Genomic DNA, 24,647 nt, shown 5'->3' with positions numbered 1-24,647 from the left:
GGGAGGTTTCGGATGTCAGCTTATCAATTACCGACCGTATGGCAGGATGAAGCTAGTAATCAAGGAGCCTTTACAGGATTAAATAGACCAACAGCAGGTGCGCGTTTCGAACAAAACTTGCCAAAAGGAGAACAAGCTTTTCAGCTTTATTCACTGGGAACACCAAATGGTGTGAAGGTCACTATCTTATTGGAAGAATTACTAGAAGCTGGTTTTGAGCAAGCGGCTTACGACTTGTATAAGATTGCTATCATGGATGGGGATCAATTCGGTTCAGACTTTGTAAAGCTCAATCCAAATTCAAAGATTCCAGTCTTGTTGGACCAGTCAGGGACTGAAAATGTAAGAGTCTTTGAGTCTGCTCATATTCTTTTATACCTTGCTGAGAAATTTGGAGCCTTTTTACCAAGCAATCCTGTGGAAAAGGTAGAAGTTTTGAATTGGCTATTTTGGCAAGCAGGTGCAGCACCTTTTCTAGGTGGGGGATTCGGACATTTCTTCAATTATGCTCCTGAAAAATTGGAATATCCTATTAACCGTTTTACGATGGAAGTGAAACGCCAGTTGGATTTATTGGATAAGGAATTGGCTCAGAAACCTTATATTGCAGGCAATGACTATACGATTGCAGATATTGCCATCTGGTCTTGGTATGGACAGTTAGTTCAAGGAAAACTTTACCAAGGTTCTGCAAAATTCTTGGATGCCTCAAGTTATCAGAATCTAGTAAACTGGGCAGAAAAAATTGCCAATCGTCCTGCTGTTCAGCGTGGGATGGAAGTAACTTATAAAGAAATTAAGTAGTAAAAAGTCATCTTCGGATGGCTTTTTGCTACAGTTGAGGGAAAGGGCTTGCAGTTATCAGCTTTTGTGCTATAATTGCTATAATATAGTAAAAAGCAAGAGGAGTGTGAGGAAGTGGAGAAGAAAATTGTAAAGGACATTTTGTTTTTATCACAGGTGTCTCAGCCGGCAAGTCAGGAAGATCTGTATCTTGCCAGAGATTTACAAGATACGCTCTTAGCAAATCGTGAGACCTGTATCGGTCTGGCTGCCAATATGATTGGGGTGCAGAAGCGCGTGATTATCTTTAATCTTGGCTTGATTCCTATGGTCATGTTTAATCCAGTGCTCCTGTCCTTTGAAGGACCTTATGAGACAGAGGAAGGTTGTTTGTCCTTGACAGGCGTGAGACCTACTAAGCGTTATGAAACCATAAGGGTTGCCTATCGTGACAGCAAGTGGCAAGAACAGACCATTACCTTGACCGGTTTCCCAGCCCAGATTTGTCAGCATGAACTGGATCACTTGGAAGGACGAATCATTTAGGAGGAAAGTAAATGAAGCGGATAATCTTTGAACTTATTTTTATCGCAACGACCTGGTATATCTTTTTACCGCCTCTTAACCTGACCAGCTGGGAATTTCTCTTTTTCCTCTGTGGGCATTTGCTGGTTGTAGCAGTCTTATTTGGATTTGGCAAGGGAATCAATCTGGTCAAAACGGTTCATGTGCGCCACGGCAAGGCAGAAGCTGCCTTAAATCTAGAGGGTTTCAAAATCAATCGGTTAGGGAAAATCCTTTTAGCTTCTATTGGAGGAATTCTTCTCTTAGCAGCCTTGGTTTCCTTGCTGACTTCCAGCATTTTTCAGGCTAAAAATTATGCCAATGTAGTCACGGTTACGGAAAAAGACTTTACTGATTTTCCTAAGACTGATACCAGTAAGGTTCCTATCTTAGATAGAAGTACTGCTGAAAAAATTGGTGACCGCTACTTGGGTTCCCTAACGGATAAGGTATCGCAGTACGTAGCGGCAGATACCTATACCCAATTGACGATTGATGGGAAACCTTATCGGGTTACACCACTAGAATACGCAGATCCTATAAAATGGTTTAACAATCAGGCCAAGGGAATCGGCGAGTATATCAAGGTGGACATGGTAACCGGGAATGCGGACTTGGTGGACTTGAAGACACCAATCAAGTATTCGGACTCGGAGTATTTTAACCGCGACGTCAAACGTCACCTGCGCTTGAAGTACCCAACTAAGATCTTTAAAACTCCATCTTTCGAGGTGGACGATGAGGGCAATCCTTTCTATGTGGCTACAGTTTACCAAAAGCAATTTGGGCTTGCGGTTCCTCGTCCTGTTTCAGTCATTATCTTGGATGCTACAAATGGAGAAACCAAGGAATACAGCTTGGCAGATGTTCCGGAATGGGTGGACAGGGTCTATCCAGCTGAGGAAACCATTGAGCAAATCAACTACAACGGCAAGTACAAGGATGGTTTCTGGAATGCCATGATTTCCAAGAAAAACGTGACCCAAACTACCAAGGGCTATAATTACTTGTCTATCGGTAATGACATCTACCTCTACACAGGTGTGACATCGGCCAATGCAGATGAAAGTAATCTTGGTTTCATTCTTGAAAATATGCGAACAGGAGAAATCACTAAGTATAGCTTGGCTTCTGCGACCGAAGAATCAGCCCGTGAATCAGCCGAAGGTGCTGTTCAGGAGAAATCCTACAAGGCAACCTTCCCAATCCTCATCAACATCAATGACAAGCCTCTCTACATCATGGGCTTGAAGGACAATGCTGGCTTGGTCAAAGAGTACGCTTTGGTAGACGCAGTCGAGTACCAAAATGTTATCGTAGCCACCACTGTGGAAGAACTGCTCAGCAAGTACGCCAACAAAAACGATCTTGAAATTGATAATGAAACCACAGAAAGTATCAAGGGTGTGGTAGCAGACCTCAAATCAGCTGTTATCAAGGGCGACACCGTCTACTTCTTTAAAGTTGATGGCAAGATTTACAAGGTTAAGGCCTCTGTATCAGATGACCTGCCTTACCTCGAAAATGGTAAAACCTTCGAAGGTCAAGTAGGAAAAGACAACTATCTCAAGACCTTTAAAGTTCAGTAAGAGGAGAGGCTGGGCAAAACCTCAATTTCAGGAAAAAATGAAGTAAATCTTTCCATCATAAAACGCATAGTATCAAGATTTCTCAATTCCTGATACTATGCATTTTTTAATTTTAATGCCTTTTTCCCCAGTCTCTTTTCAGATGAATTTCTTGGTAGCGGCTAAAAAATATGCTACACTATTAATATGAAAATTTTAATCCCTACAGCAAAAGAAATGAACACAGACTTGCCAAGTATCGAAGCAACTTCTTTAAAACCAGAAAGCCAGGCCGTGCTGGATGCCTTGGCCCGCTATTCTGCTAGTCAATTGGAGAGTTTTTACAAGGTATCAGCCGAGAAGGCGGCGGAAGAATTTCAACATATCCAAGCTTTGAAAAGGCAAACTGCTCAACACTACCCAGCCTTGAAACTTTTTGATGGGCTGATGTACCGTAATATCAAGCGAGACAAACTGGACGAGGCAGAACAAGCCTATCTTGAAAATCATGTCTTTATTACTTCGGCTTTGTACGGTGTCGTTCCAGCCTTGTCACCTATGGCCCCTCACCGTTTGGACTTTTTGATGAAATTAAAGGTCGCTGGTAAGACTTTGAAGAGCCATTGGAAGCAAGTCTATGATGAGGCTGTGAAGCAGGAAAAAGTGATTTTCTCCCTCTTGTCATCCGAGTTTGAGACAGTATTTTCTAAGGAAATCAGAGAAAAGATGGTGACCTTCAAATTCATGGAGGATAGAGGTGGTCAGCTGAAGATTCATTCAACTATTTCAAAGAAAGCGCGTGGTGCTTTCCTGACAGCCCTGATACAAAATCAAGTACAGACGGTGGAGGAAGCTCGTCGCTTAAGCTTTGCAGGGTTTACCTACAGAGAAGATTTGTCACAGCCACAGGAATTGGTTTTTGTTAAGGAAGTATAGAAATCAGGTAAGAGAAAAAGTCAGCAGGACCCTGCTGACTTTTTTCTAGCTTATAAAGTATTGGACAAATGAATCTCATTTGATAAAGTATTAAGATGATTAACCAAATCCATTATTGACAGATGATTTTGACAAATAAACTTCTTGGTAATTCCTGGAATATAGAAATTAGACACGATGATATCATAACCTGTCTGATTTAAAATCTCAGGACTCGTTTCCAATTCATCCCAAGTATCGAAGGTAAAGCGGTTATTACAGTAGTAGGAAAGCATATCAACAAAGGTAAGGGATATAGCATGGTCAAAATTACTGATAATCAAAACCTTGATAGGTGGTCGATTTTCTAACAACTGAGTAGAGAGGTTTTCAGCATGGGTTAAGATGGTGTACATCAAGTGTTCCAACTGTTCAGGATGGTCATGCTGTCCAATTGCCTGACGATATTGGGCCAGTTCTTGACGTGCACTTCCCATAAAGTCTGGGAAGTAAACTTCAAATTTTTTAATCGTCAATGCTTTTTGTTCAAATAAGATTGGGGTAGAAAAGATTTCCTGTCTTTCAAAGAAAGCAGTGTTGTGTAAATGCCAAATAAGCTCATCGTGGTTAGTAAAAGTAATCTTATATTGTTTTGCTAGGCGTTCTAATATTTGACTAAGTAATTGGTAAGAGTATCTTGCTTCACTGTTATCTTCTAAAGAGTTGAAGAATTCTTGAGGATCTAAGAAAAGATTGTTTTGAATAAAGGATATAAAAATTTGTGCGATGATATCTGGAGTGATTTCCAGTCCCAATTTTTCAGAAAAATGGGCAAGTAACTCCTCAAAGTTTGGAATACTTTCCAATATAGGATAGTATTCATCATAGAAATGATTGGGTAAGTCGATAAAATGACCATTTTTGATGCGGTGGATACTGATAGCCAGCATCAATTTATACATTCTATAAATTGAAAAGTGCATCGGGTAATTCGTGATTTTATAGAAGAAATCAGCAAACTCTGTTAAATCCTCTTCAGGAAGGTCAGGAAAAGGCCAGTCTAGGAAATAATAGCGCTCAGAAAAATATTGGGCAAAAAAATAGCGAATATCGATTTCATTCCCACGTATTTCGGATGGAGTAAATGATAGTTCAATTTGGAATTGAGTTGACAGAGTTTTTGTAATATTTCTGCCCAGTCGATAGAGGTTGGCATTACTAGAGTGAAGATTTTCTATTGTTCGATAAATAGGTAGCCCCTCATTAAAAAACAGATACTCTAGTAATTGAAAAGATTGAGAATTAGCAAGAAAATATTGATAAATATCTTCTACACTAGTGTTAACTTCTAAATCAATCATGATTCCGTTAACAGAAGATTGGATGTCAATAGATGGAAAGGCAACACGTAATTCATTTAAATCACTTTTTAAGATTCGTTCTGTACATCCTAATTTTTCGGCTAGTTCATACAATTTCATCCAATTACGATTCTGAATTAAGGTTTCCATTAAACGTAATTGTCTTTGATCTTTTGTGGATAAAAGGTTGCGCATATAGGTAATTTCCTCCTTAATTCATTATATCATATTTTTTGTCTAAAAAGTACAAAAAACTTAGAGTAAGAAAATTGTCGTCAGTAATCAGAAAAATTAGAATAAGATAAGTGGCCCTTAGGTGCAAAAATAGAATATATCAATTGTTCAGAAAATATTGATTTATATATCAAATAGTTGCAAAGTGGGAATTATAAAATATTACTTAGGAGTTCAAAATGAAACATTCACATAAGAAATCATTTGACTGGTATAGCATGCAACAACGATACTCTATTCGTAAGTATCACTTTGGTGCAGCTAGTGTCTTGCTCGGTACAGCTTTAGTATTGGGAACTGCCGCTAATGCGCAATCAGTACAAGCGGAGGAACAACATCCAGAAGCAACTAACAGTGTTTCTGTTGATAAGGTAGATGAAGCTACTAAACCAGCAGAAGTTTCTACACCTAAAAAAGAAACAACTTATGCAGCTCCAACTGTTGCGAACCCAGTAGAAACGACTCCAGCTAAAACTGAAGAAGCTACTAGACCAGCAGAAAAAGTTGAAGAAGCAAAAGATAAAAAAGAAGAAGTAACGCATCAAGATGCTGTTGACAAGTCAAAATTGTTAACGGCTCTTTCGCGTGCTAAAAAACTTGAGAGTAAGTTATATACAGAAGCAAGTGCTGCAAACTTGCAAGCAAGTATCCAAGCTGGTCAAAGCTTGCTTGGGAAAGCAGATGCAACTGAAGTTGAATTATCAGCAGCAGAGTCATCTATTCAATCGTCTATTATTGGTCTAGAACTTCGTTCTAACTCTGATAAAGGAACTGTATCAGAAACTCCTGTAGTGAAGAAAGCTGACGCGGCAGAAGCCAAAGAAGAAGCTAAACCAGTTGCAACAACTGATCGTTCAGCTGTTAATAGTACTGTTTTGCCAACTAGCACACCTGTTAAAGTAGAAGCTACGTCAAGACCTGCATCTACAAATGAACTTTTGAAACCAGCTCTTAGCCTTTCTGACGCTCGCCAAAATCCAGCTATCCGTAAAGAAGACTTGGATAAAGGGCACAGTGGCTTTAGAGCAGCTAGCAATCCAGCTAACCCAATTGTTTCAGGTTCTGGAAATACAGTTGCATTTACAGATATTAGTCAAGGTGGTCGTAGTTATAGTTTCCGTGGCTACGGAAACTCACGTGGTGGTAATTCAATTCATTACGATGTAACAACAGTACGTCAAGGTAATAGATTGAATTTCACAATTAGATACTCTGGTCCAGGTGAATTTGTTAATAATAACTTTATCTTGGACAAAGGGGATGGATTTGGAAATCCTTCAAATGCAACCATCACAACTCCAAGATTAAGAGAGCAATCAAAACCTATTAGCCAGGGTGCCAACTTCGTATCTCACTCAGGATACAGTATGACCTCTGCTACTTCAACAAATATGGAACAAACAATCAGATTTAGTTTGCCTATCATTAATCCAAATGGTGACTTGTCTGTTCGTTTGAAACCAGTTACTTTTAACGTGGACCAAGGTGGTGGCGGTGCCGCTACTAGCAATGACCCATACAGTAACTCTAACTATTATTATAGAGCAAACCCACTCCTCTTGGATGCAAATCCAAATGGTGGTACTAGTAACAAGACTGTTACAGAAGAACTTGAATTCCAAACTATCTATCTTCCAACTAGTAAATTGCCAGAAGGTGAGACTAGATTAGTTAGAGAAGGTGAAAAAGGACAACGTCAAATTACCTATAAAGTTCATCGATTAGGTAATGAAATAATCCTAGGCTTGCCAATTAGTAATAGAGTTACTAAAGAAGCTAAACCACGTATTGTTCAAATCGGTGTTGCTAAAGAATTCATTGAAACTGTAAAACCACGTGTTGATCAAAATAAAATCGGTGATACCAATAACCTCACTTTCTATCTTGATAATGATGGTAACGGTGTTTACACTGAAGGTGTAGACGAACTTGTTCAAAGAATTGCTATTAAAGATGGTGCTAAAGGTGAAAAAGGAGATCAAGGTGAACGTGGTCTGACTGGAGCACAAGGTGCCAAAGGTGAAAAAGGAGACCAAGGTGAACGCGGTCTGACTGGAGCACAAGGTGCTAAAGGTGAAAAAGGAGACCAAGGTGAACGCGGTCTAACTGGAGCTAAAGGTGAAAAAGGAGACCAAGGTGAACGCGGTCTAACCGGAGCACAAGGAGCTAAAGGTGAAAAAGGAGACCAAGGTGAACGCGGTCTCACTGGAGCTAAAGGTGAAAAAGGAGACCAAGGTGAACGCGGTTTAACTGGAGCTAAAGGTGAAAAAGGAGACCAAGGTGAACGCGGTCTCACTGGAGCTAAAGGTGAAAAAGGAGACCGAGGTGAACGCGGTTTAACTGGAGCTAAAGGTGAAAAAGGAGACCAAGGTCAGGCAGGTCGTGACGGTGTAACTCCAACCGTAACCGTTAAAGATAATAAAGATGACGGCACTCATACTATCACGATTAACGACGGTAGAGGTAATGTTACAAGTACTGTTGTAAGAGATGGTTTCGATGGTGCAAGTCCATTAGTTGCGACTCAACGAAATGACGCAGATAAAACAACGACTGTTATCTTCTATTATGACCAAAATGATAACAACGAATTTGATGCAGGCGATACAAAACTAAAAGAAGTTGTCATTGCAGATGGAGCTAAAGGTGAAAAAGGGGACCAAGGCGAACGTGGTCTAACCGGAGCGCAAGGTGAAAAAGGAGACCGTGGTGACCGTGGTGAAACAGGAGCAGCGGGACGTGACGGAAAAACTCCAAAAATCACAACTGCTCGTGGAGCAGACGGCCGTAGTACTGATATTACATTTACTATTCCTGGAGAAGAGCCTGTTGTAGCTAACATTAAAGATGGTAAAGATGGACGTACACCAACCATCGACTTAAATGCCTTAGCTGAAGCAGCAGCAAGATTAAACAATCAAAGAAGCGGAAGAGTAAGAAGAGCTTTAGCAGACGCCCCATCTACAGCACCAGCAGAAAAACCAAGAGAAGGTACTCTTATTACAGCGTACTTTGATAACAATGGTAATGGTCGATACGATGAAGGTATAGATGAATTAATTGCTAAACAACCAATTTATAATGGTACAGACGGTGCCAATGGTGCAGCAGGTGCAGCCGGACGTAATGGTGCTGAACTATTAAGTGGACCTAAAGCACCAACAGCAGATGATGGTAAAGATGGCGACACTTATATCGATGCAACTACAGGTGATGTTTATAAGAAAGAAAACGGAACTTGGGAAAAAGAAGGCAACATCAAGGGACCTAAGGGTGACAAAGGTGAACGTGGAGAAGATGGTAAGACTCCAGAAGTAACTGTAACTCCAGGTAAAGATGGTCATAGTACCGACATTACATTCACTGTTCCAGGTAAAGATCCAGTTACAGTAAATGTTAAGAACGGAGAAAATGGTCTGAACGGTAAAACTCCAAAAGTTGATTTACTTCGTGTCGAAGGACAAAACGGAAATCCATCTCATACAATTGTGACATTCTATACTGATGAAAACAATGATGGTAAGTACACTCCAGGAACTGATGAACTTCTAGGTTCTGAAATGATTAAAGATGGTGCTAAAGGTGCGGACGGACGTGATGGTAAATCATTGCTTACTGTCAAAGATGGTAAAGAAACTAAAGTTTACCAAGAAGATCCAGCACATCCAGGTCAACCATTGAACCCTGAAAAACCTCTTGCAGTTATTAAAGATGGAGTGGACGGTGTCTCTCCAACAGTAACAGCTGTTCGTAAGGATGAAGAAGGTCATAAAGGTGTAGAAATCACGGTGGATAACCATGATGGTTCACAACCAACTACAGTCTTTGTTAAAGATGGTGCTAAGGGAGAAACTGGTGCAACCGGTCAAGATGGTCAAACTCCTACAATCACAACTCAACGTGGTCAAGATGGTCAAAGCACTCTTGTAACCATTACAACACCAGGAAAAGATCCAGTAACCTTTACTGTAAAAGATGGTAAGAATGGTAGAGATGGCCGTACACCAACTATTGACTTAAATGCATTGGTGGAAGCAGTTAGAAGAGGTGCTGGATCAACTTCTAATTCACAACCTTCTGGAACATCAAGAAGTGCAAGAAATAGAAGAGCATTACCAGATGAAGATAGAAGTGCAACTGAGTCATCAGAAACAGTACAACCAACAACTACAGATGCAACAGATTCACAACCAGTAAATGGTACTCGTATTACAGCATACTATGATAATAATGGTAACGGTAAATACGATCCAGGTGTGGATGAATTAATTGGTACAAGTGATATCTTGAATGGTACAAATGGACGTAATGGTACAGATGGAGCTTCTGGTACAAATGGACGTAACGGTGCTGAATTACTAAGTGGAGTTACTGCCCCAACTGCTAATGATGGTAAAGACGGTGATACTTATATCGACGCCAATACAGGTGATGTTTACAAGAAAGAAAATGGTTCTTGGAACAAGATTGGTAATATCCGTGGACCTCAAGGAGTAGCCGGTGAAAAAGGCGACAAAGGCGAAAAAGGTGAAAAAGGTGAAAACGGAGCTAATGGAGCAGACGGTAAATCACCAGTTGTAAATGTAACGGACAATGGAGATGGAACACACTCTATTACTGTTAGAAACCCTGATGGTTCTGAATCAACAACTAAAGTTAAAGATGGTAAAGACGGTAAAACTGCCAATATCACTACAACAGAAAATCCAGATGGAAGCCACACAATTACTATAACAAATCCAGATGGAACAACTAAAGAAACAGTTGTTAAGAATGGTAAAGATGGTAAGACTCCAAAAGTTGAAGTGACTGATAACAACGATGGAACTCACACTGTTAAAGTTACGGATGGAGATGGCAATGTTACGAATGCTATCATCAAAGATGGTAAAGATGGTAAAGCTGCAACAGCAACTACAACAGAAAATCCAGATGGAAGCCACAGAGTAACAATCACTAACCCAGACGGAACGAAGAATGAGTTTGTTGTTAAGAATGGTCGTGACGGTGTTGACGGACGTACTCCAACCGCATCTGTTCGTGATAATGGAGACGGAAGTCATACAATCGTTATTACAAATCCAGAAGGTGTGACAACTGAAACCACAGTTCGTGATGGTAAATCACCAAAAGTTACAATAACTGACGAACAGAATGGAACACATAAGATCTCAGTTCTAAATGGTGATGGAACAACTACTGAAACAATCATTAAAGATGGTAAATCACCAGTAGCAACAGTTAGAGATAACCATGATGGTACTTACACAATTCGTGTAGAAAACGGTAATGGTACTGTTTCTGAAACCACAGTTCGTGACGGTAAATCACCAACTGCTAAGGTTGTGGATAACGGAGATGGAACTCACACTATCACAGTTGTGAACTCAGACGGTACAACTACAACAACTACAGTTCGTGATGGTAAAGAACCAAAACTTGAAGTGATTGATAACAACAACGGTTCACACACTATTAAAGTGACAGGAGCTGATGGTAAAGAAACTACAACTACAATCTTTGATGGTAAATCACCAAAAGCGAACATCGTTGATAACGGAGACGGAACTCACACATTAACAATCATAGATTCTGATGGTCGTCAATACAAATCTATTATCAAAGATGGTAAAGACGGTAAAGATGGCGTTTCACCAACTGTAACTGTTAAAAATAATAACGACGGAACTCACGTTGTTACAATCACTAATCCAGATGGAAGTAAGACAGAAATGGTGATTAAAGACGGTAAAGATGGTAAATCACCAAAAGTTTCTGTTGAAGATAATGGTGATGGTAGTCATACAATCACAATCATCAATTCTGATGGAACTGTGACAAAAACAGTTGTTAAAGATGGACGTGATGGTCGCGACGGCAAAGATGGTAAGGACGGAAAAGATGGTAAATGTGGTTGCCAAGGCAAACCAGTAACACCATCAAATGACAAACCAGTTCCTCCAACACGTAATGTGCCAGAAGGACCAACGTTTGCAATGCCAGAACCACCAGTTCATGAATTGCCAGAATTCAACGGTGGTGTTCCAGGAATGCCAGAGGTTAATGAATTGCCAGAATTCAATGGTGGAGTACCAGGTATGCCAGAAGTCAATGAACTTCCTAATCCAGAAGTTCCAGGAATGCCAACACCTCCAGTTCATGAAATTCCAGAATTTAATGGCGGAGTACCTGGTATGCCAGAAGTCAATGACAAACCAACTTCAAACATTCCTGAAGTTCCAACACAACCAAATCCAAATGTACCAGTTCAACCGGTAACACCATTAACTTCTAACCCAGTAGTACCAACTACAGGTAAAGAAAAACATGGGGACAAATTACCAGAAACTGGAAGCCAATCTGATTATATCTCTGTTCTTTTAGGTAGCGGTATTCTATTGAGCCTATATGTAGGTCGAAGAAAAGAAGATTAATCAGCAACAAGCAGTCACTAATTTCTCGAAAGAAGATGATAAGTGATAGATCTCGAATGAAAGAATATTCTTAGAACGATTTTCCATGATGGAAAAGACTGCTAAAAACCTTGAGTGGTAACGCTCAAGGTTTTTTTGGATGGCTGATGTTTGTCTGAGAATCTTGATAGAGTCTAAAAAAGCCACCCTATGAGGTGGCGATAATTGATTTAGACTTTTAAAAATTCTTTATTTTTTATTGAACTGCTGCAACCAAGTCTTGAGCTTGTTTTTCAAGTGAATTTAGGACTGTTTCTTCTAGAACTAATTTTCCATCTGCCCAGGCAGAGTCGTTAACACGTGCAGCAGTAAAGTCACCAACGACTTGTGTACGGATGAATGGCAAGAGGTCTTTGTAAATAGCGAAGAGTTGATCGTGACCTGCATTGGCTACAGATGATACGGTAACAAACTTGTCTTGAAGGGCAGAAGCGCCACGTGTATCAGACAAGTCAAGAGCACGAGATAGCCAGTCAAGCAAGTTTTTCACTGGCCCAGGAATTGAGTGATTATAAACTGGTGAGAAAATCCAGATAGCATCCGCAGCGAGAACTGCTTCACGAGCAGCAGCTACAGCTGGATGAGTTGGAACTTCCAAATCTTGGCTGAAGAGAGGTACAGCTGAGTAATCAAGATAGCTAACTTCTGCTTTACCAGCAAGTGCTTTCTCAGCTTCGAGAGCCATTTGGTGATTGAAAGAACCTTGACGTAGTGAACCGACGATAAATAATACTTTTTTAGACATGATGTGTCTCCTTTTTCTTAAATTTCCGAGAATTTTCTCGTTGTTATAAAATATATTACAACAAAACAAGACAACTTGCAAGGAATTTGCTCAGAGTTTATTTGAAAATTATAAAATTGCTGAAACTCTAGTCAGTTGCCACTGGAAAAGTAAGAACTGTTTTTTGGATTTTAGTTTTCTTTGATTTTATAGGAGTATTCCAATATTCTCTTGTAATATAATGACATAAGTGCTAAAATAAACAAGAAAACTAGCAATAGAAACCGCAGAACAGCTATTTTCCGGTATCATTTCATAAATCATTAAAGGAACAATAATGGCATTGAAGAATGCTTCTAAAAGGGGTGGAGATCATGTAAGGCAAAGATTAACAAGTGACGGACAAAAGAAATAATAATACACTTGTTAAGGAGAAAAGATGTTAATAAGAAATTATCGGAAAAATATTGGCCTGATGGCCGGAGTTGAGTTTTTTGCATTTCTAGGGATTACCAGTTTTTGGATTCTCTTTCTCAGTCAAAACGGAATGTCTCTTTGGCAGATTGGACTTCTGGAGAGTATTTTTCATACGACCAGTCTTCTCTGTGAAATTCCATCTGGTATGTTAGCTGACCGCTATTCCTATAAGACCAACCTTTATTTAAGTCGTATAGCAGGGATTGTGTCTTCTATTCTTATGTTGGCTGGGCAGGGAAATTTTTGGATTTATGCGCTAGCTATGGCGATAAGTGCTTTGTCTTATAATTTTGATTCAGGAACAAGTGCAGCAATGGTCTATGACTCGGCTGTAGAGGCTGGGCTAAAGGAGCGCTATCTATCCATTTCAAGTTTCATGTCAGGAGTAGCAGAAGGAACTCGTTCTTTGGGGACAGTGTTGGCGGGATTTTTTGTCCATAGTCAATTGCACCTGACCTACTATATCATGATTGCCACTTCTATCATAGTTCTTTTCCTGATTTGGATGCTGAAAGAGCCCAGTGTCAAGCTAGAAAAAACTGATAGTGTGACCATGAAACAGATTATTTGGACCGTTAAGGATGAGTTGAAGCGAAATCCCATGCTGTTCAACTGGATGATTTTGTCTCAGATTGTCGGAGTACTCATGTGCATGTTTTACTTTTACTATCAAAATCAGTTACCAGATTTAAGTAGTTGGCAAATTTCAGCAGTTATGCTACTTGGAAGTCTCTTGAATATCGTCGCAGTATATCTAGCGAGTAAGATTGGAAAGAGATATGCCGCCTTGAAGCTTTTCCCTATTCTCGTCCTGCTGACTGGAGTTACCTACCTGCTGTCCTACTTTGGAACACCTCTAATCTATATTTTGGTTTATTTGATTAGTAATGCTCTATATGCTCTTTTTCAGCCGATTTTTGATAATGATTTGCAAGAGCGACTCCCAAGTGAAGTAAGGGCAACCATGCTGAGTGTCTACTCTATGATGTTTAGTCTAAGTATGATTGTGTTCTTCCCACTGACAGGCTGGTTGATTGACAATTTAGGCTTTGTAGTAACATTTCTTTATCTAGGATCCTTTTTAGTCATGATTAGCCTTCTACTGACTATCTTTTTAGGAAAAATGGCTAAAAGAATAGATGATAAAATGATTCCATAGATTAAAAGAATTTCTGAAAACTTGAGTGCAAGCTCAGGTTTTTTAATACGGTGAGTTCGCTTGTATCTATACTTTTCTCTCTCGGTTTTAAACAAGAAAAATCGGTTTACTTTGAAGGAAGAAATAGAATTGGTTTCTTATACTCAATGAAAATCAAAGAGCAAACTAGGAAGCTAGCCGCAGACAGTACTTGGGTACTGCAAGGCGAAGCTGACGTGGTTTGAATTTGATTTTCGAAGAGTATTCTTGCATTCACTTGTAATAAAGCCCAATAGATGGTAAAATAGACGAGTGAAAACAAGACAAAATAAAGCAAAAAATAATCTACTGTGGCAGTATGGTCTAGGGATGACGATTTTGTTTGTGGTTATCAGTGCTTCCTTTCTGTATCTGGTTTCTCTTAGCATGAAACCTTATCAAACAGCTAAAAGTGAAGGAGAAAAATTAGCTCAGCAGTATGCAGGATTAGAGCAGGCTGATCAGGTTGATTTATACAATGGCTTGGAATCTTATTACAGCGTTCTTGGTCGTAATAAACAGCAAGAAGCACTTGCTGTCCTGATCGGAAAAGATGACCATAAGATTTACGTTTATCAGCTAAATCAGGGTATTTCACAAGAAAAAGCAGAAGCGGTTTCTAAGGAAAAAGGAGCTGGCGAGATTGACAAGATTACCTTTGGCCGTTATCAAGACAAGCCAATCTGGGAAGTTAAGTCAGGATCTGATTTTTATCTAGTAGATTTTGAAACAGGAGCATTGGTCAATAAGGAGGGCTTATGAAACTATCCAAGCGTGTTTTAGAAATGGAAGAAAGTGTTACTTTAGCTAGTGATGCGAGAGCAAAAAAATTAAAAGCTCAAGGTAAGGATGTCCTTTTCTTGACCTTGGGACAACCAGATTTTCACACTCCTGAAAATATTCAGGATGCAGCAGTTAAAGCTATTCGAGAAGGACAGGCTTCCTTCTATACAGTAGCTTCAGGTCTACCAGAATTAAAAGCTGCGGTGAATACCTACTTCGAGCGCTACTATGGCTATTCTGTCGCAAGTAACGAGGTTACCTTTGCTACAGGTGCCAAGTTCTCCCTCTATACTTTCTTTATGGCTGTAATCAATCCTTTAGATGAGGTTATTATTCCAACTCCATACTGGGTTAGTTATGGAGACCAGGTCAAGATGGCAGAAGGTGTGCCAGTCTTTGTTCCTGCTAAGGAAGACAATCACTTTAAGGTGACCGTAGAGCAGTTAGAAGCAGCTCGTACAGATAAAACTAAGGTTTTGGTGTTGAATTCGCCATCCAATCCGACAGGAATGATTTACACCCGTGAGGAACTCTTGGCTATCGGAAATTGGGCTGTAGAAAAGGATATTCTCATCCTAGCAGATGATATCTATGGTCGTTTGGTCTATAACGGGAATGAGTTCGTACCAATCTCTAGTATATCAGAAGCCATTCGCAAGCAAACCATTGTCATTAACGGTGTATCAAAAGCTTATGCCATGACAGGTTGGCGGGTAGGTTATGCAGTGGGTGATCCAGAAATCATTGCTGCTATGAGCAAATTGACAGGTCAAACAACTTCTAACCTAACTGCTGTTTCACAATATGCAACTATCGAAGCCTTAACTGGACCGCAAGATTCTGTGGAAGTTATGCGTCAAGCATTTGAAGAACGTCTCAATACCATCTATCCACTCTTGTGTGAAGTCCCTGGTTTTGAAGTCGTTAAGCCACAAGGAGCTTTCTATCTCTTTCCAAATGTCAAAAAAGCTATGGAGATGAAAGGTTATAGCGATGTAACAGCATTTACAACGGCTATTCTTGAAGAAGTTGGTCTGGCCTTGATTACAGGAGCAGGATTTGGAGCACCAGAAAATGTTCGTCTCAGCTATGCGACAGACTTAGACACGCTTAAAGCAGCAGTTAAACGCTTGAAAGCATTTATGGGTAGTGAGAATGATTGATCATTTTGAAATTAAGGTAAAGGATTTACAAATTTCAGAAGGATTTTATAGGAAATTTCTCGCTCCTTTGGGCTATAAATTGGCTTTTAAGACTAGTTCTCTAATCAGTTTTCTTGCCCCGAACAGCCCTCATCCTGGTGGTGATTTTTGGCTGGCTCAGGGGACACGAGATCCTATTCACTTTGCTTTCTTAGCAGAAAATAAGGAAGAGGTTCAGGCTTGTTATGAGGCTGGTTTAGAGGCAGGTGGGCTAGACAATGGGGCTCCTAGTTATCGCAGTGAGCATCCGATTTACTATGCTGCTTTTATGATTGACCCAGATGGGAACAATATAGAAGTGGTTTGCCATAAAGAATAAAAAAGAAAAGGAAAAATAATGACAAAACGTGTAACGATTATTGATGTAAAAGACTATGTTGGTCAAGAAGTGACGATTGGCGCTTGGGTTGCCAACAAATCAGGAAAAGGGAAAATCGCCTTCTTGCAATTGCGTGATGGAACAGCCTTCTTTCAAGGTGTAGCCTTTAAACCAAACTTTGTTGAAAAATTTGGTGAAGAAGTAGGACTGGAGAAGTTTGATGTTATCAAACGCTTGAGCCAAGAAACGTCTGTTTATGTGACAGGGATTGTCAAAGAAGACGAACGTTCTAAGTTTGGTTATGAGTTGGACATTACAGACATCGAAGTGATCGGTGAATCTCAAGACTACCCAATCACTCCAAAAGAACACGGAACAGACTTTTTGATGGATAACCGTCACTTGTGGCTTCGTTCTCGTAAGCAAGTGGCCGTGATGCAAATCCGTAATGCTATTATCTATGCGACTTATGAGTTCTTCGATAAGAATGGCTTTATGAAGTTTGATAGCCCAATTCTTTCAGGAAATGCAGCGGAAGACTCAACTGAACTCTTTGAAACTGACTACTTCGGAACGCCAGCCTACTTGAGCCAATCAGGTCAGCTTTATCTAGAAGCAGGGGCTATGGCTCTTGGCCGTGTCTTTGACTTTGGTCCAGTATTCCGTGCTGAAAAATCAAAAACGCGCCGTCACTTGACTGAGTTCTGGATGATGGATGCTGAGTACTCATACTTGACACACGATGAGTCACTTGACTTGCAAGAAGCTTATGTAAAAGCTCTTCTACAAGGTGTTCTTGATCGTGCGCCTCAAGCCTTGGAAACCTTGGAACGTGATACAGAACTATTGAAACGATACATTGCAGAGCCATTCAAACGCATCACTTACGATCAAGCCATTGACCTCTTGCAAGAGCATGAAAATGATGAAGATGCCGACTATGAGCATCTTGAGCATGGTGATGACTTTGGCTCACCACACGAAACTTGGATTTCAAACCACTTTGGTGTGCCGACATTTGTCATGAACTACCCAGCAGCAATCAAGGCCTTCTACATGAAACCAGTTCCTGGAAATCCAGAGCGCGTGCTTTGTGCAGACTTGCTTGCCCCAGAAGGCTATGGAGAAATCATCGGTGGATCTATGCGTGAGGAAGATTATGATGCCCTTGTCGCTAAGATGGATGAACTTGGTATGGATCGTACAGAATATGAATTCTACCTTGACCTTCGTAAATACGGTACAGTTCCACACGGAGGATTTGGTATCGGTATCGAGCGTATGGTAACCTTCGCAGCAGGAACAAAACACATCCGTGAAGCTATTCCATTCCCACGTATGTTGCATCGTATTAAACCTTAAAAATAAAATAAAAAGTTATTATGAAAAAAAGAAGGAGGATTCCTTCTTTTTTTGAATTTTGGGTACAAAAATAATATATAAAAATACGAGCATAAAGCTCTTTTTGATTGACAATATTCTGGGAAATATGATAAAATCGGACTAGCGAATATTGTGTTGAGACTAGTTTAAGACTTCGTTCTTAAGCAGGAAAGGAAGTGAATATTAAACGTTTTAACATTATTCCAGTTTAATAACATATAAATAAAAAAGGAGAAACCATGTATTCAAGAATGGAAAAAAATCACGGACAAAAAGTGCAGCGCTTTTCAATCCGTAAGTATAGTTTTGGTGCAGCATCAGTAGCTGTAGCAGCTTACATGATGTTCGGTGGAGCAGCAACTGTTCAGGCGGATGCTCAAGTTACACCAAAGACGGCATCTGATTCACAAACAGTCCCAGATGCAAGTAATCAAGCAGATTCAACCATGCCTCTAGCTTCGACTGAAACTGCTACACCAACAGCTGAGCAACCATCAACACCAGCGCCTGCAGCAACGCAACCAACAGCACCGACTGAAACACCAAAAGCCGAAGAAGCTCTAGCACCAGCTTCAAAGGCTGACACAAGCAAGTTGGAAGCAGCTATTGCTCGTTTAGAAGCAGCTTTAGAAAAAGCAGCATCAACTGAAAAAACAGCTTCAGCAATTGAGTCTGCAAAAGCAGAATTAGCAAGCGCAAAAGCTGTAGCCGCAAATGAAGCTGCAACAAAAGAAGAGGTGGCAAAAGCTACATCAGCAGTAAACGGTAATGCATTCGTATTAGAAAGTATGCCGAAAGCAAAAGCAGAGAAGAAAGAAGAAAAAGAAAATAAAAACCAAGATTCACGTAACGGCCAAGCGATTCCTGGACAAGGTGAAAGTGGATTTAGAGATGGAGCTGCAACAGCTAATCCAATTATTCCTGCTACTGAAGGACCAACAAACAACAATAAATTAGGTTCAGGAAACAACCCAGCTGATGGTGTATTTGAAAGTGCAAAAAATCAATTTGGTGATATTGATTTTGCTAATGCTACAGAAAAAAGTAAAGAAGTTAAAAAACAATGGTCAAGATCCACTGCATCTCAAGGTGGGAATACTGAAATTTTAGGTAGTTTAACTTATAACTGGAAAGAAAAAGAAATTACTGCAGCAGAAGCTAACAATAATAATGCCTTGAATGGTTGGAAAATTGAAAGTGGAGAAAAAGTAACTGCAGTTAAACCTGAAGCACCAACTAATGTTTCTGCTAATCGTCCAGCAGGTTTCGATCCTAAACCATCGAAAGTATATGATTTAGATGGAAAAGTTACTCAAAGAGACAATGAGAATCCAGCTCCAGGAAACCCACTTGGTGTTAATGCTGCTAACCAAAATTATGCAAATGGTGTGAACTACTCAGGTATGGTAGGAACACATAATTTACCAAAAGGATATTATCTAGAATTAGAAAAACAAGGTACAAAAATTTCGAAAGAGTACGCAGTAAATGGAAATTCTAGAGTGATGCTAAGTGCTATCACAGGTGGTGCTTATGGTAATGCCGGAACTGCCGGTACAGGTGAAAAAGTAAAAATTACTGTTAAAGACGACAAAGGAAATGTAATTGCTAGCATTAGAGATGACCGTACGATTGGTGAAAAATTCGAAGAGTCACATGTTTCTGAACCTGCTGGAGATGGAGGAAATGGTGACGGCTGGGCTGAATATCGCGCTATCTATGAAATTCCAAAAGATGTCACAAAAATTAAAGTTGAAATTGAAGCTTTAAACGATGGTACAGCGATTAACAATTCATATTTAAAAGGAATAAATAGTAAGGTTACAGATGGTTACTTCGTTGGTGCTGTTAACTTGGCAGTTGGTACTGGTGTAGAAATGACTACCAATGTTAAAAGTAACGAGAAGGAAGACAAGTTCGGAGAAGATAACCTGTATAAATCAAAACAAAAAGGTGAATTCGAATTTACAGTAAACAGTGTTGGTGGAACTCGTCTATACGGATCTGCAGAAACAGAAATCGAAGTTCCTAAAGGGGTAGAGCTCCCAAATAATATTACAAATCCAACAGAATGGGTTTGGTTTGGTGATACTCCGGTTGCTCCTAATAATATCCAATGGGATCCAGCAACTAGAAAATTAAAATTAAAATATAATACATCAAAATCTAATAACGGCGACGCTCCATATATCGGTGTAGGTTCTAATGGTGGTAAGAATGATGGAGTGCGTAAATTCAGATTGCCATTTACAACCGCTGATAACTATAAAGGTACAGCTACATTTAAAGTGAAAACATCATTACCAAATGGTTTGCGAGATGCAGAAGATAATAATCTGTTAAATACTGGTGATGTTTCTAATGCTAATGGTAAATATCATCCAGTAGTAAATGGTGTAAGAAACACTGATCAACCAGACTACTACTACAATAAAACTATTTATATTGATACAGTTAAGCCGCAAACTCCAACAGTAGAAGCAGTTCATACAGACAGTGTTACTGGAGAAAAAACTGATAAAAAACAACCAACAGAATTATTAATTTCTGTACCTGCAGAAAAAGATCCTAACTTAACAGATGAAGCTAGAGAAAAACAAGATATTGCAGCTAACGATAAAAATAATGGAACCGCTCGTAATGCTGATACGGAAGTAGACAATATTAAAAAAGCTATTGGTGGCTTAACTTCAATGAAAGTTACTTTACCAAATAGTAAAACACCGATTACATTAACGAAAAAAGAAGACGGTTGGTATAACGGTGAAACAAAAGTAGAAGTACGTGATGGTAAATTAGTTGTACAAGTTCCTGCGGGTACTGATTTAACAGAAGCAAGTGATACAACTAACCCAGATAAACGTATTAAAGTTACAGTATTAGACAAGGCAGGAAACGAATCAGATCCAGCTTATGGAGATGTTATCAATAATGCTCCAACTGTAGAAACTAAGAAAAAAGATATCTATGTTTATAAAACTCCAGCAGATAAAAAGTTAACAGCTGATGAAGTACTTAAAAAATCAGAGGCAACAGCAACTGACTTAGAAGATGATCGTGATGGTGTTGATTCTACTAAACCAACGATTGCTGTAAGTAATGACGGTGGGTTAGATTCAACAAAACCAGGAGATTATACAGTAAGAGTTCAGGCTACCGATAGTGAAGGTAAAAAATCTAATATTGATACTACAACAGTTCACGTATTAGACTTGATTACAGTAGATCCAACAGTAACAGCTGACCCAACAAATCCAAGCACAACAGCTCCAGTATCTCCAAAAACAGCTGATACACCAGTTAAACCAGGAGATGAAAATTATGGTAAATACCCAGCTGGTGTAACACGTGATGACTTAGTTAAAGAAGTGACACGTACGGTTAAATTTATCAATGTTAATGATAAAGATAATCCAAACGCTCAACCTATCGACCCAGAAACGGCTCCAGATAGAGTTCAAAAAGTAACTTACAAACGTACAGCAACTGTAAACCCAGAAACAGGTGAAGTAAAATACTCTGATTGGACTGTTTATGAAGGAGCAGAAATATCAGATGCTTCAGTAGAAGATGGAAAAGGTAAATTTAATGAAGTTACTTCTCCAGTAATTGAAAACTACTTACAAGTAGAGCCTGCTGATAAAACTATCGAAGAAAAAGAAGCACCAATACCATCTGAAACAGGTGAAGTTACTAATGAAGTAGTGAAAGTTCTTTATAAAGAAATTGGATCATTTACACCTGAGTATCCAGCTGGTAAGAAACCACAAGATGCACCAGATACAATTAAATATCCAAACAATCCAAATGACCCAACAAAACCTGGTGATTTCAGTAAGGTAGTTATTCCTTATGTAGATGGATATGTTCCAAAATATAATGGAGTAGAATTAACACCAGTTGATCCTGCAGATCCATCTAAAGGATACAAAGTTCCAGATAACTTTGACCCAACTGATAAATTCGGTAAGACTCCAATTCAATATGCACCTGGAATTCAAAAAGCTACAGTTAACTTTGTTTCTGTAGATGCAGCTGGTAAAGAAACACCATTAGATGAGAAGTTTAATATTACTGATCTTTCAGGTAAAGCTGGAACACAAATTCCAGAAGATAAAATTCAAGCTCGTCTTGATGTGTTAAAATCAATGGGTTACACAGTTAAAGAAAATCCATTCGATCAAGATCCAACATTTGATTCTGATTCAGATAAAGATCAAAGCTTTACAATTAAGTTAACTCCAAAAGTTTCAACACCAACTCCTGTTTATGTTGTGGAAGGTGATAAACCAACAGCAGAAAAACTAAAAAATGCGGTTACTACAGAAGGAAATGACAAAACTGTAGATGAAACTAAGATTCCTGAAACAAAAGGAAAAGTTGGAGATGATACATTAACTGCACCAGTAACAGTAACATACGGTTCAGGTGATAATAAACGTGAAGAAACTGTTAATGTACCAGTGAAAGTTGTTCAAGGATACCCACAAATCGTACCAGTAGATCCAAAAACTGCTCCAAAAGCAGAAGATAGCATTGACCCATCTGATTATCCAGAAGGTGCGAAATTCACTTATGAAAAAGAACCTGATACATCATCAACTGGAGATAAAGAAGTTAAGGTTATCGTAACAGATAAAGATGGTAACGAATTAGTAAAAGTACCAGCAACAGTACGTGTAGTTGGAGCTTATAGACAGTATGTGCCTGTTGATACTAAACCTGAGACAGTCTTGGCTAAAGATAATATTGATCCAGAAGAGTTTCCAGAAGGAACAACATTTGAGTACAAGGATAAAGATAATAAACCAGTAGATACAAAAACAACAGGAGATAAAGATGTTGTTGTTGTAGCAAAACTTAACGGTGAACCAATTGCAGAAATTCCAGCGAAAGTTACTGTAGTAGGTCCTAAGACTCAATATGTAGTAGCAAATCCTGAAAATACTCAACCAAAACCAGCAGACAGCCTTGTAGATAAAGAGAAATATAGCTTCCCTGATAATGCTACTTTCGAATACAAAGAGAAAGTAGATACAAAAACACCAGGTGAAAAAGATGTAACTGTAGTTGTTAAAGATAAAGATGGAGATACAATCGTAGAAGTACCTGCGAAAGTTAAAGTGGTACAAGGAAATCCACAAATTATTCCTGTTGATCAAGGTCAACCACTTGCAGAAAATAGCATTAACAAAGGTGATTATCCAGAGGGAGCAACTTTCGAATACGAAAAAGTTGACGGAAAAGATCCGGTAAATATTTCAGAAGCTGGAGATTACCCAGTAAACGTGATCGTTAAGGATAAAGATGGTAATAAACTTGTAACAGTACCAACAACAGTACGTGTAGTTGATGCATATAGACAATATGTACCAGTAGATACAGATCCTAAGAAAGTAATTCCTGCAGAAAATATTGTCCCAACTGACTTCCCAGACGGAACAACATTTGAGTATAAAACTCCAGTGGATACAACAACACCAGGAGATAAAGATGTTGTTGTTGTAGCAAAACTAAATGGTGAACCAATTGCAGAAATCCCAGCGAAAGTTACTGTAGTAGGACCTAAGACTCAATACGTAGCAGCAAATCCTGAGAATACTCAACCAGATGTGAATAAATCTGTAGATCCATCTGTTTTCCCTAAAGAAGCAAAAGCAAAAGTTGGGTACAAAGAAGATGTTGACACTAAAACACCAGGAATTAAAGATGTAACAGTAGTTGTTAAAGATGAAGATGGAGATTCAATCGTAGAAGTACCTGCGAAAGTTATTGTAGTTCAAGGTAAAGAGCAAGAAGTTACAGTGAATCCAGATAAAGCTCCAGAAGCAAAAGATAATATTAATCCTAAAGACTTCCCAGAAGGGGCAACATTTACATTCAAAGAACAACCTGATACAAAAACACCAGGTAAGAAGAATGTAATTGTAGTTGTTAAGGATAAAGATGGTAATCTATTAGTTGAAGTTCCAGCAGTTGTAAATGTGGTAGAACGTAAAGAAGAGCCACAAACACCAAAAGAAACTGTTACAGCAACACCAATCGTGGTTGAAGTAGGAACGCCAATCACTAAAGAAGATGTGAAAGGTCATGTTAAATTACCAAAAGATGCTGAAATTATCGAAGTTGGGGAAATCCCTACAACTGAAACACCAGGAGTGAAACCAAGTGTTAAAGTGAAGGTGAAACTACCAACAGGAGAAATTGTAGTAGTAGACGTCCCAGTAACGGTAATTCCTAAACGCATTCCAGAAACTAATCCATATAATGGAGATGGATATAACGGTGGTGGAAATGGTGGTAACAACTACAGACCAACTCCTACTCCACAAAATGTTCCGTCAAGACCAACTGCTCCTGATCAACCTGTAACTCCTACGGAACCAGGACAGCCAGCAACACCAAATCAAACTCAACCAGTGGCACCAGCTCAAGCAGATGCAACAGTAGCAACTGATACAACTGCTAAACCAGCAACACCTAAATATGTTGAAGGTCAAAAAGAATTACCTAACACAGGTACAGAAGCTAATGCTAGCCTCGCAGCGTTTGGACTTCTTGGAGCCCTAGGTGGATTTGGACTTCTTGCTCGCAAGAAAAAAGAAGACTAAAAACTCATAGTTTTTGAGAAGATGATTCGTCATCTTCTTTTTTATTTCGGTGTTTTTACTTGCGTAAAAAAAT

General features: G+C 39.3%; 13 protein-coding genes. 11 read left to right on the top strand and 2 right to left on the bottom strand.

The features are described from left to right. The first annotated feature begins 12 nt into the window (after window positions 1–12). From yghU to yaaA, 4 genes are all read left to right on the top strand, one after another. Window positions 13–804, top strand: a complete 792-nt coding sequence (gene yghU / locus STYK_RS07755) for a glutathione-dependent disulfide-bond oxidoreductase (protein WP_261804824.1) — start codon at window positions 13–15, stop codon at window positions 802–804. 114 nt (window positions 805–918) lie between these two features. Next, the gene (locus tag STYK_RS07750; protein ID WP_261011697.1) at window positions 919–1,329 is read left to right on the top strand and encodes a peptide deformylase; all 411 of its coding nucleotides are present in this window, start codon (window positions 919–921) and stop codon (window positions 1,327–1,329) included. A gap of 11 nt (window positions 1,330–1,340) precedes the next feature. Next, a complete protein-coding gene (locus STYK_RS07745) occupies window positions 1,341–2,936 on the top strand; it encodes a hypothetical protein (RefSeq protein ID WP_261804823.1) in 1,596 nt (531 codons plus the stop codon). A gap of 186 nt (window positions 2,937–3,122) precedes the next feature. Next, window positions 3,123–3,851, top strand: a complete 729-nt coding sequence (yaaA, locus tag STYK_RS07740) for a peroxide stress protein YaaA (protein ID WP_261804822.1) — start codon at window positions 3,123–3,125, stop codon at window positions 3,849–3,851. A 50-nt stretch (window positions 3,852–3,901) separates the two neighbouring features. Here yaaA and pclR read toward each other — a convergent pair whose 3' ends face one another. Beyond that, complete coding sequence (pclR, locus tag STYK_RS07735) at window positions 3,902–5,386, bottom strand: virulence transcriptional activator PclR (RefSeq protein WP_261804821.1); 1,485 nt, start codon at window positions 5,384–5,386, stop codon at window positions 3,902–3,904. Between the two features lie 218 nt (window positions 5,387–5,604). On the opposite strand from pclR, the gene pclA reads away from it, so the two are divergent. Beyond that, a complete protein-coding gene (pclA, locus tag STYK_RS07730) occupies window positions 5,605–11,859 on the top strand; it encodes a pneumococcal collagen-like adhesin PclA (RefSeq protein ID WP_261804820.1) in 6,255 nt (2,084 codons plus the stop codon). Window positions 11,860–12,094: 235 nt separating this feature from the next. Here pclA and STYK_RS07725 read toward each other — a convergent pair whose 3' ends face one another. Beyond that, the gene (locus STYK_RS07725; RefSeq protein WP_140224320.1) at window positions 12,095–12,643 is read right to left on the bottom strand and encodes an NADPH-dependent FMN reductase; all 549 of its coding nucleotides are present in this window, start codon (window positions 12,641–12,643) and stop codon (window positions 12,095–12,097) included. Window positions 12,644–13,061: 418 nt separating this feature from the next. Between STYK_RS07725 and STYK_RS07720 the strand changes: the two genes are divergently transcribed. The 6 genes from STYK_RS07720 (at window position 13,062) to STYK_RS07695 (ending at window position 24,574) form a co-directional block, all read left to right on the top strand. Next, window positions 13,062–14,258 carry an MFS transporter gene (locus STYK_RS07720; protein WP_261804819.1) on the top strand — a complete coding sequence of 399 codons (1,197 nt, stop codon included), beginning with the start codon at window positions 13,062–13,064 and terminating at the stop codon, window positions 14,256–14,258. Window positions 14,259–14,549: 291 nt separating this feature from the next. Continuing rightward, window positions 14,550–15,038: a cell wall elongation regulator TseB-like domain-containing protein gene (locus STYK_RS07715; protein WP_042750837.1), complete on the top strand. Its 489-nt coding sequence runs from the start codon at window positions 14,550–14,552 to the stop codon at window positions 15,036–15,038. Beyond that, entirely contained in the window at window positions 15,035–16,222 is a 1,188-nt protein-coding gene (locus tag STYK_RS07710) for a pyridoxal phosphate-dependent aminotransferase (protein ID WP_261804818.1), read from the top strand. Before STYK_RS07715 ends, STYK_RS07710 begins: the two co-directional genes overlap by 4 nt. Then, window positions 16,215–16,580: a VOC family protein gene (locus tag STYK_RS07705; protein ID WP_261804817.1), complete on the top strand. Its 366-nt coding sequence runs from the start codon at window positions 16,215–16,217 to the stop codon at window positions 16,578–16,580. The genes STYK_RS07710 and STYK_RS07705 overlap by 8 nt, the downstream gene beginning before the upstream one ends. 18 nt (window positions 16,581–16,598) lie before the next feature. After that, window positions 16,599–17,942: an asparagine--tRNA ligase gene (gene asnS, locus STYK_RS07700; RefSeq protein WP_000167160.1), complete on the top strand. Its 1,344-nt coding sequence runs from the start codon at window positions 16,599–16,601 to the stop codon at window positions 17,940–17,942. Between the two features lie 260 nt (window positions 17,943–18,202). Continuing rightward, window positions 18,203–24,574, top strand: coding sequence for a Rib/alpha-like domain-containing protein (locus tag STYK_RS07695; protein WP_261804816.1), 6,372 nt, complete (start codon window positions 18,203–18,205; stop codon window positions 24,572–24,574). Window positions 24,575–24,647: the final 73 nt, after the last annotated feature.

Source organism: Streptococcus toyakuensis (assembly GCF_024346585.1).
Classification (GTDB): Bacteria; Bacillota; Bacilli; order Lactobacillales; family Streptococcaceae; genus Streptococcus; species Streptococcus toyakuensis.
The sequence above is the reverse complement of the archived record's forward strand: the minus strand, read 5'-3'. Positions and strand labels throughout refer to the sequence as shown.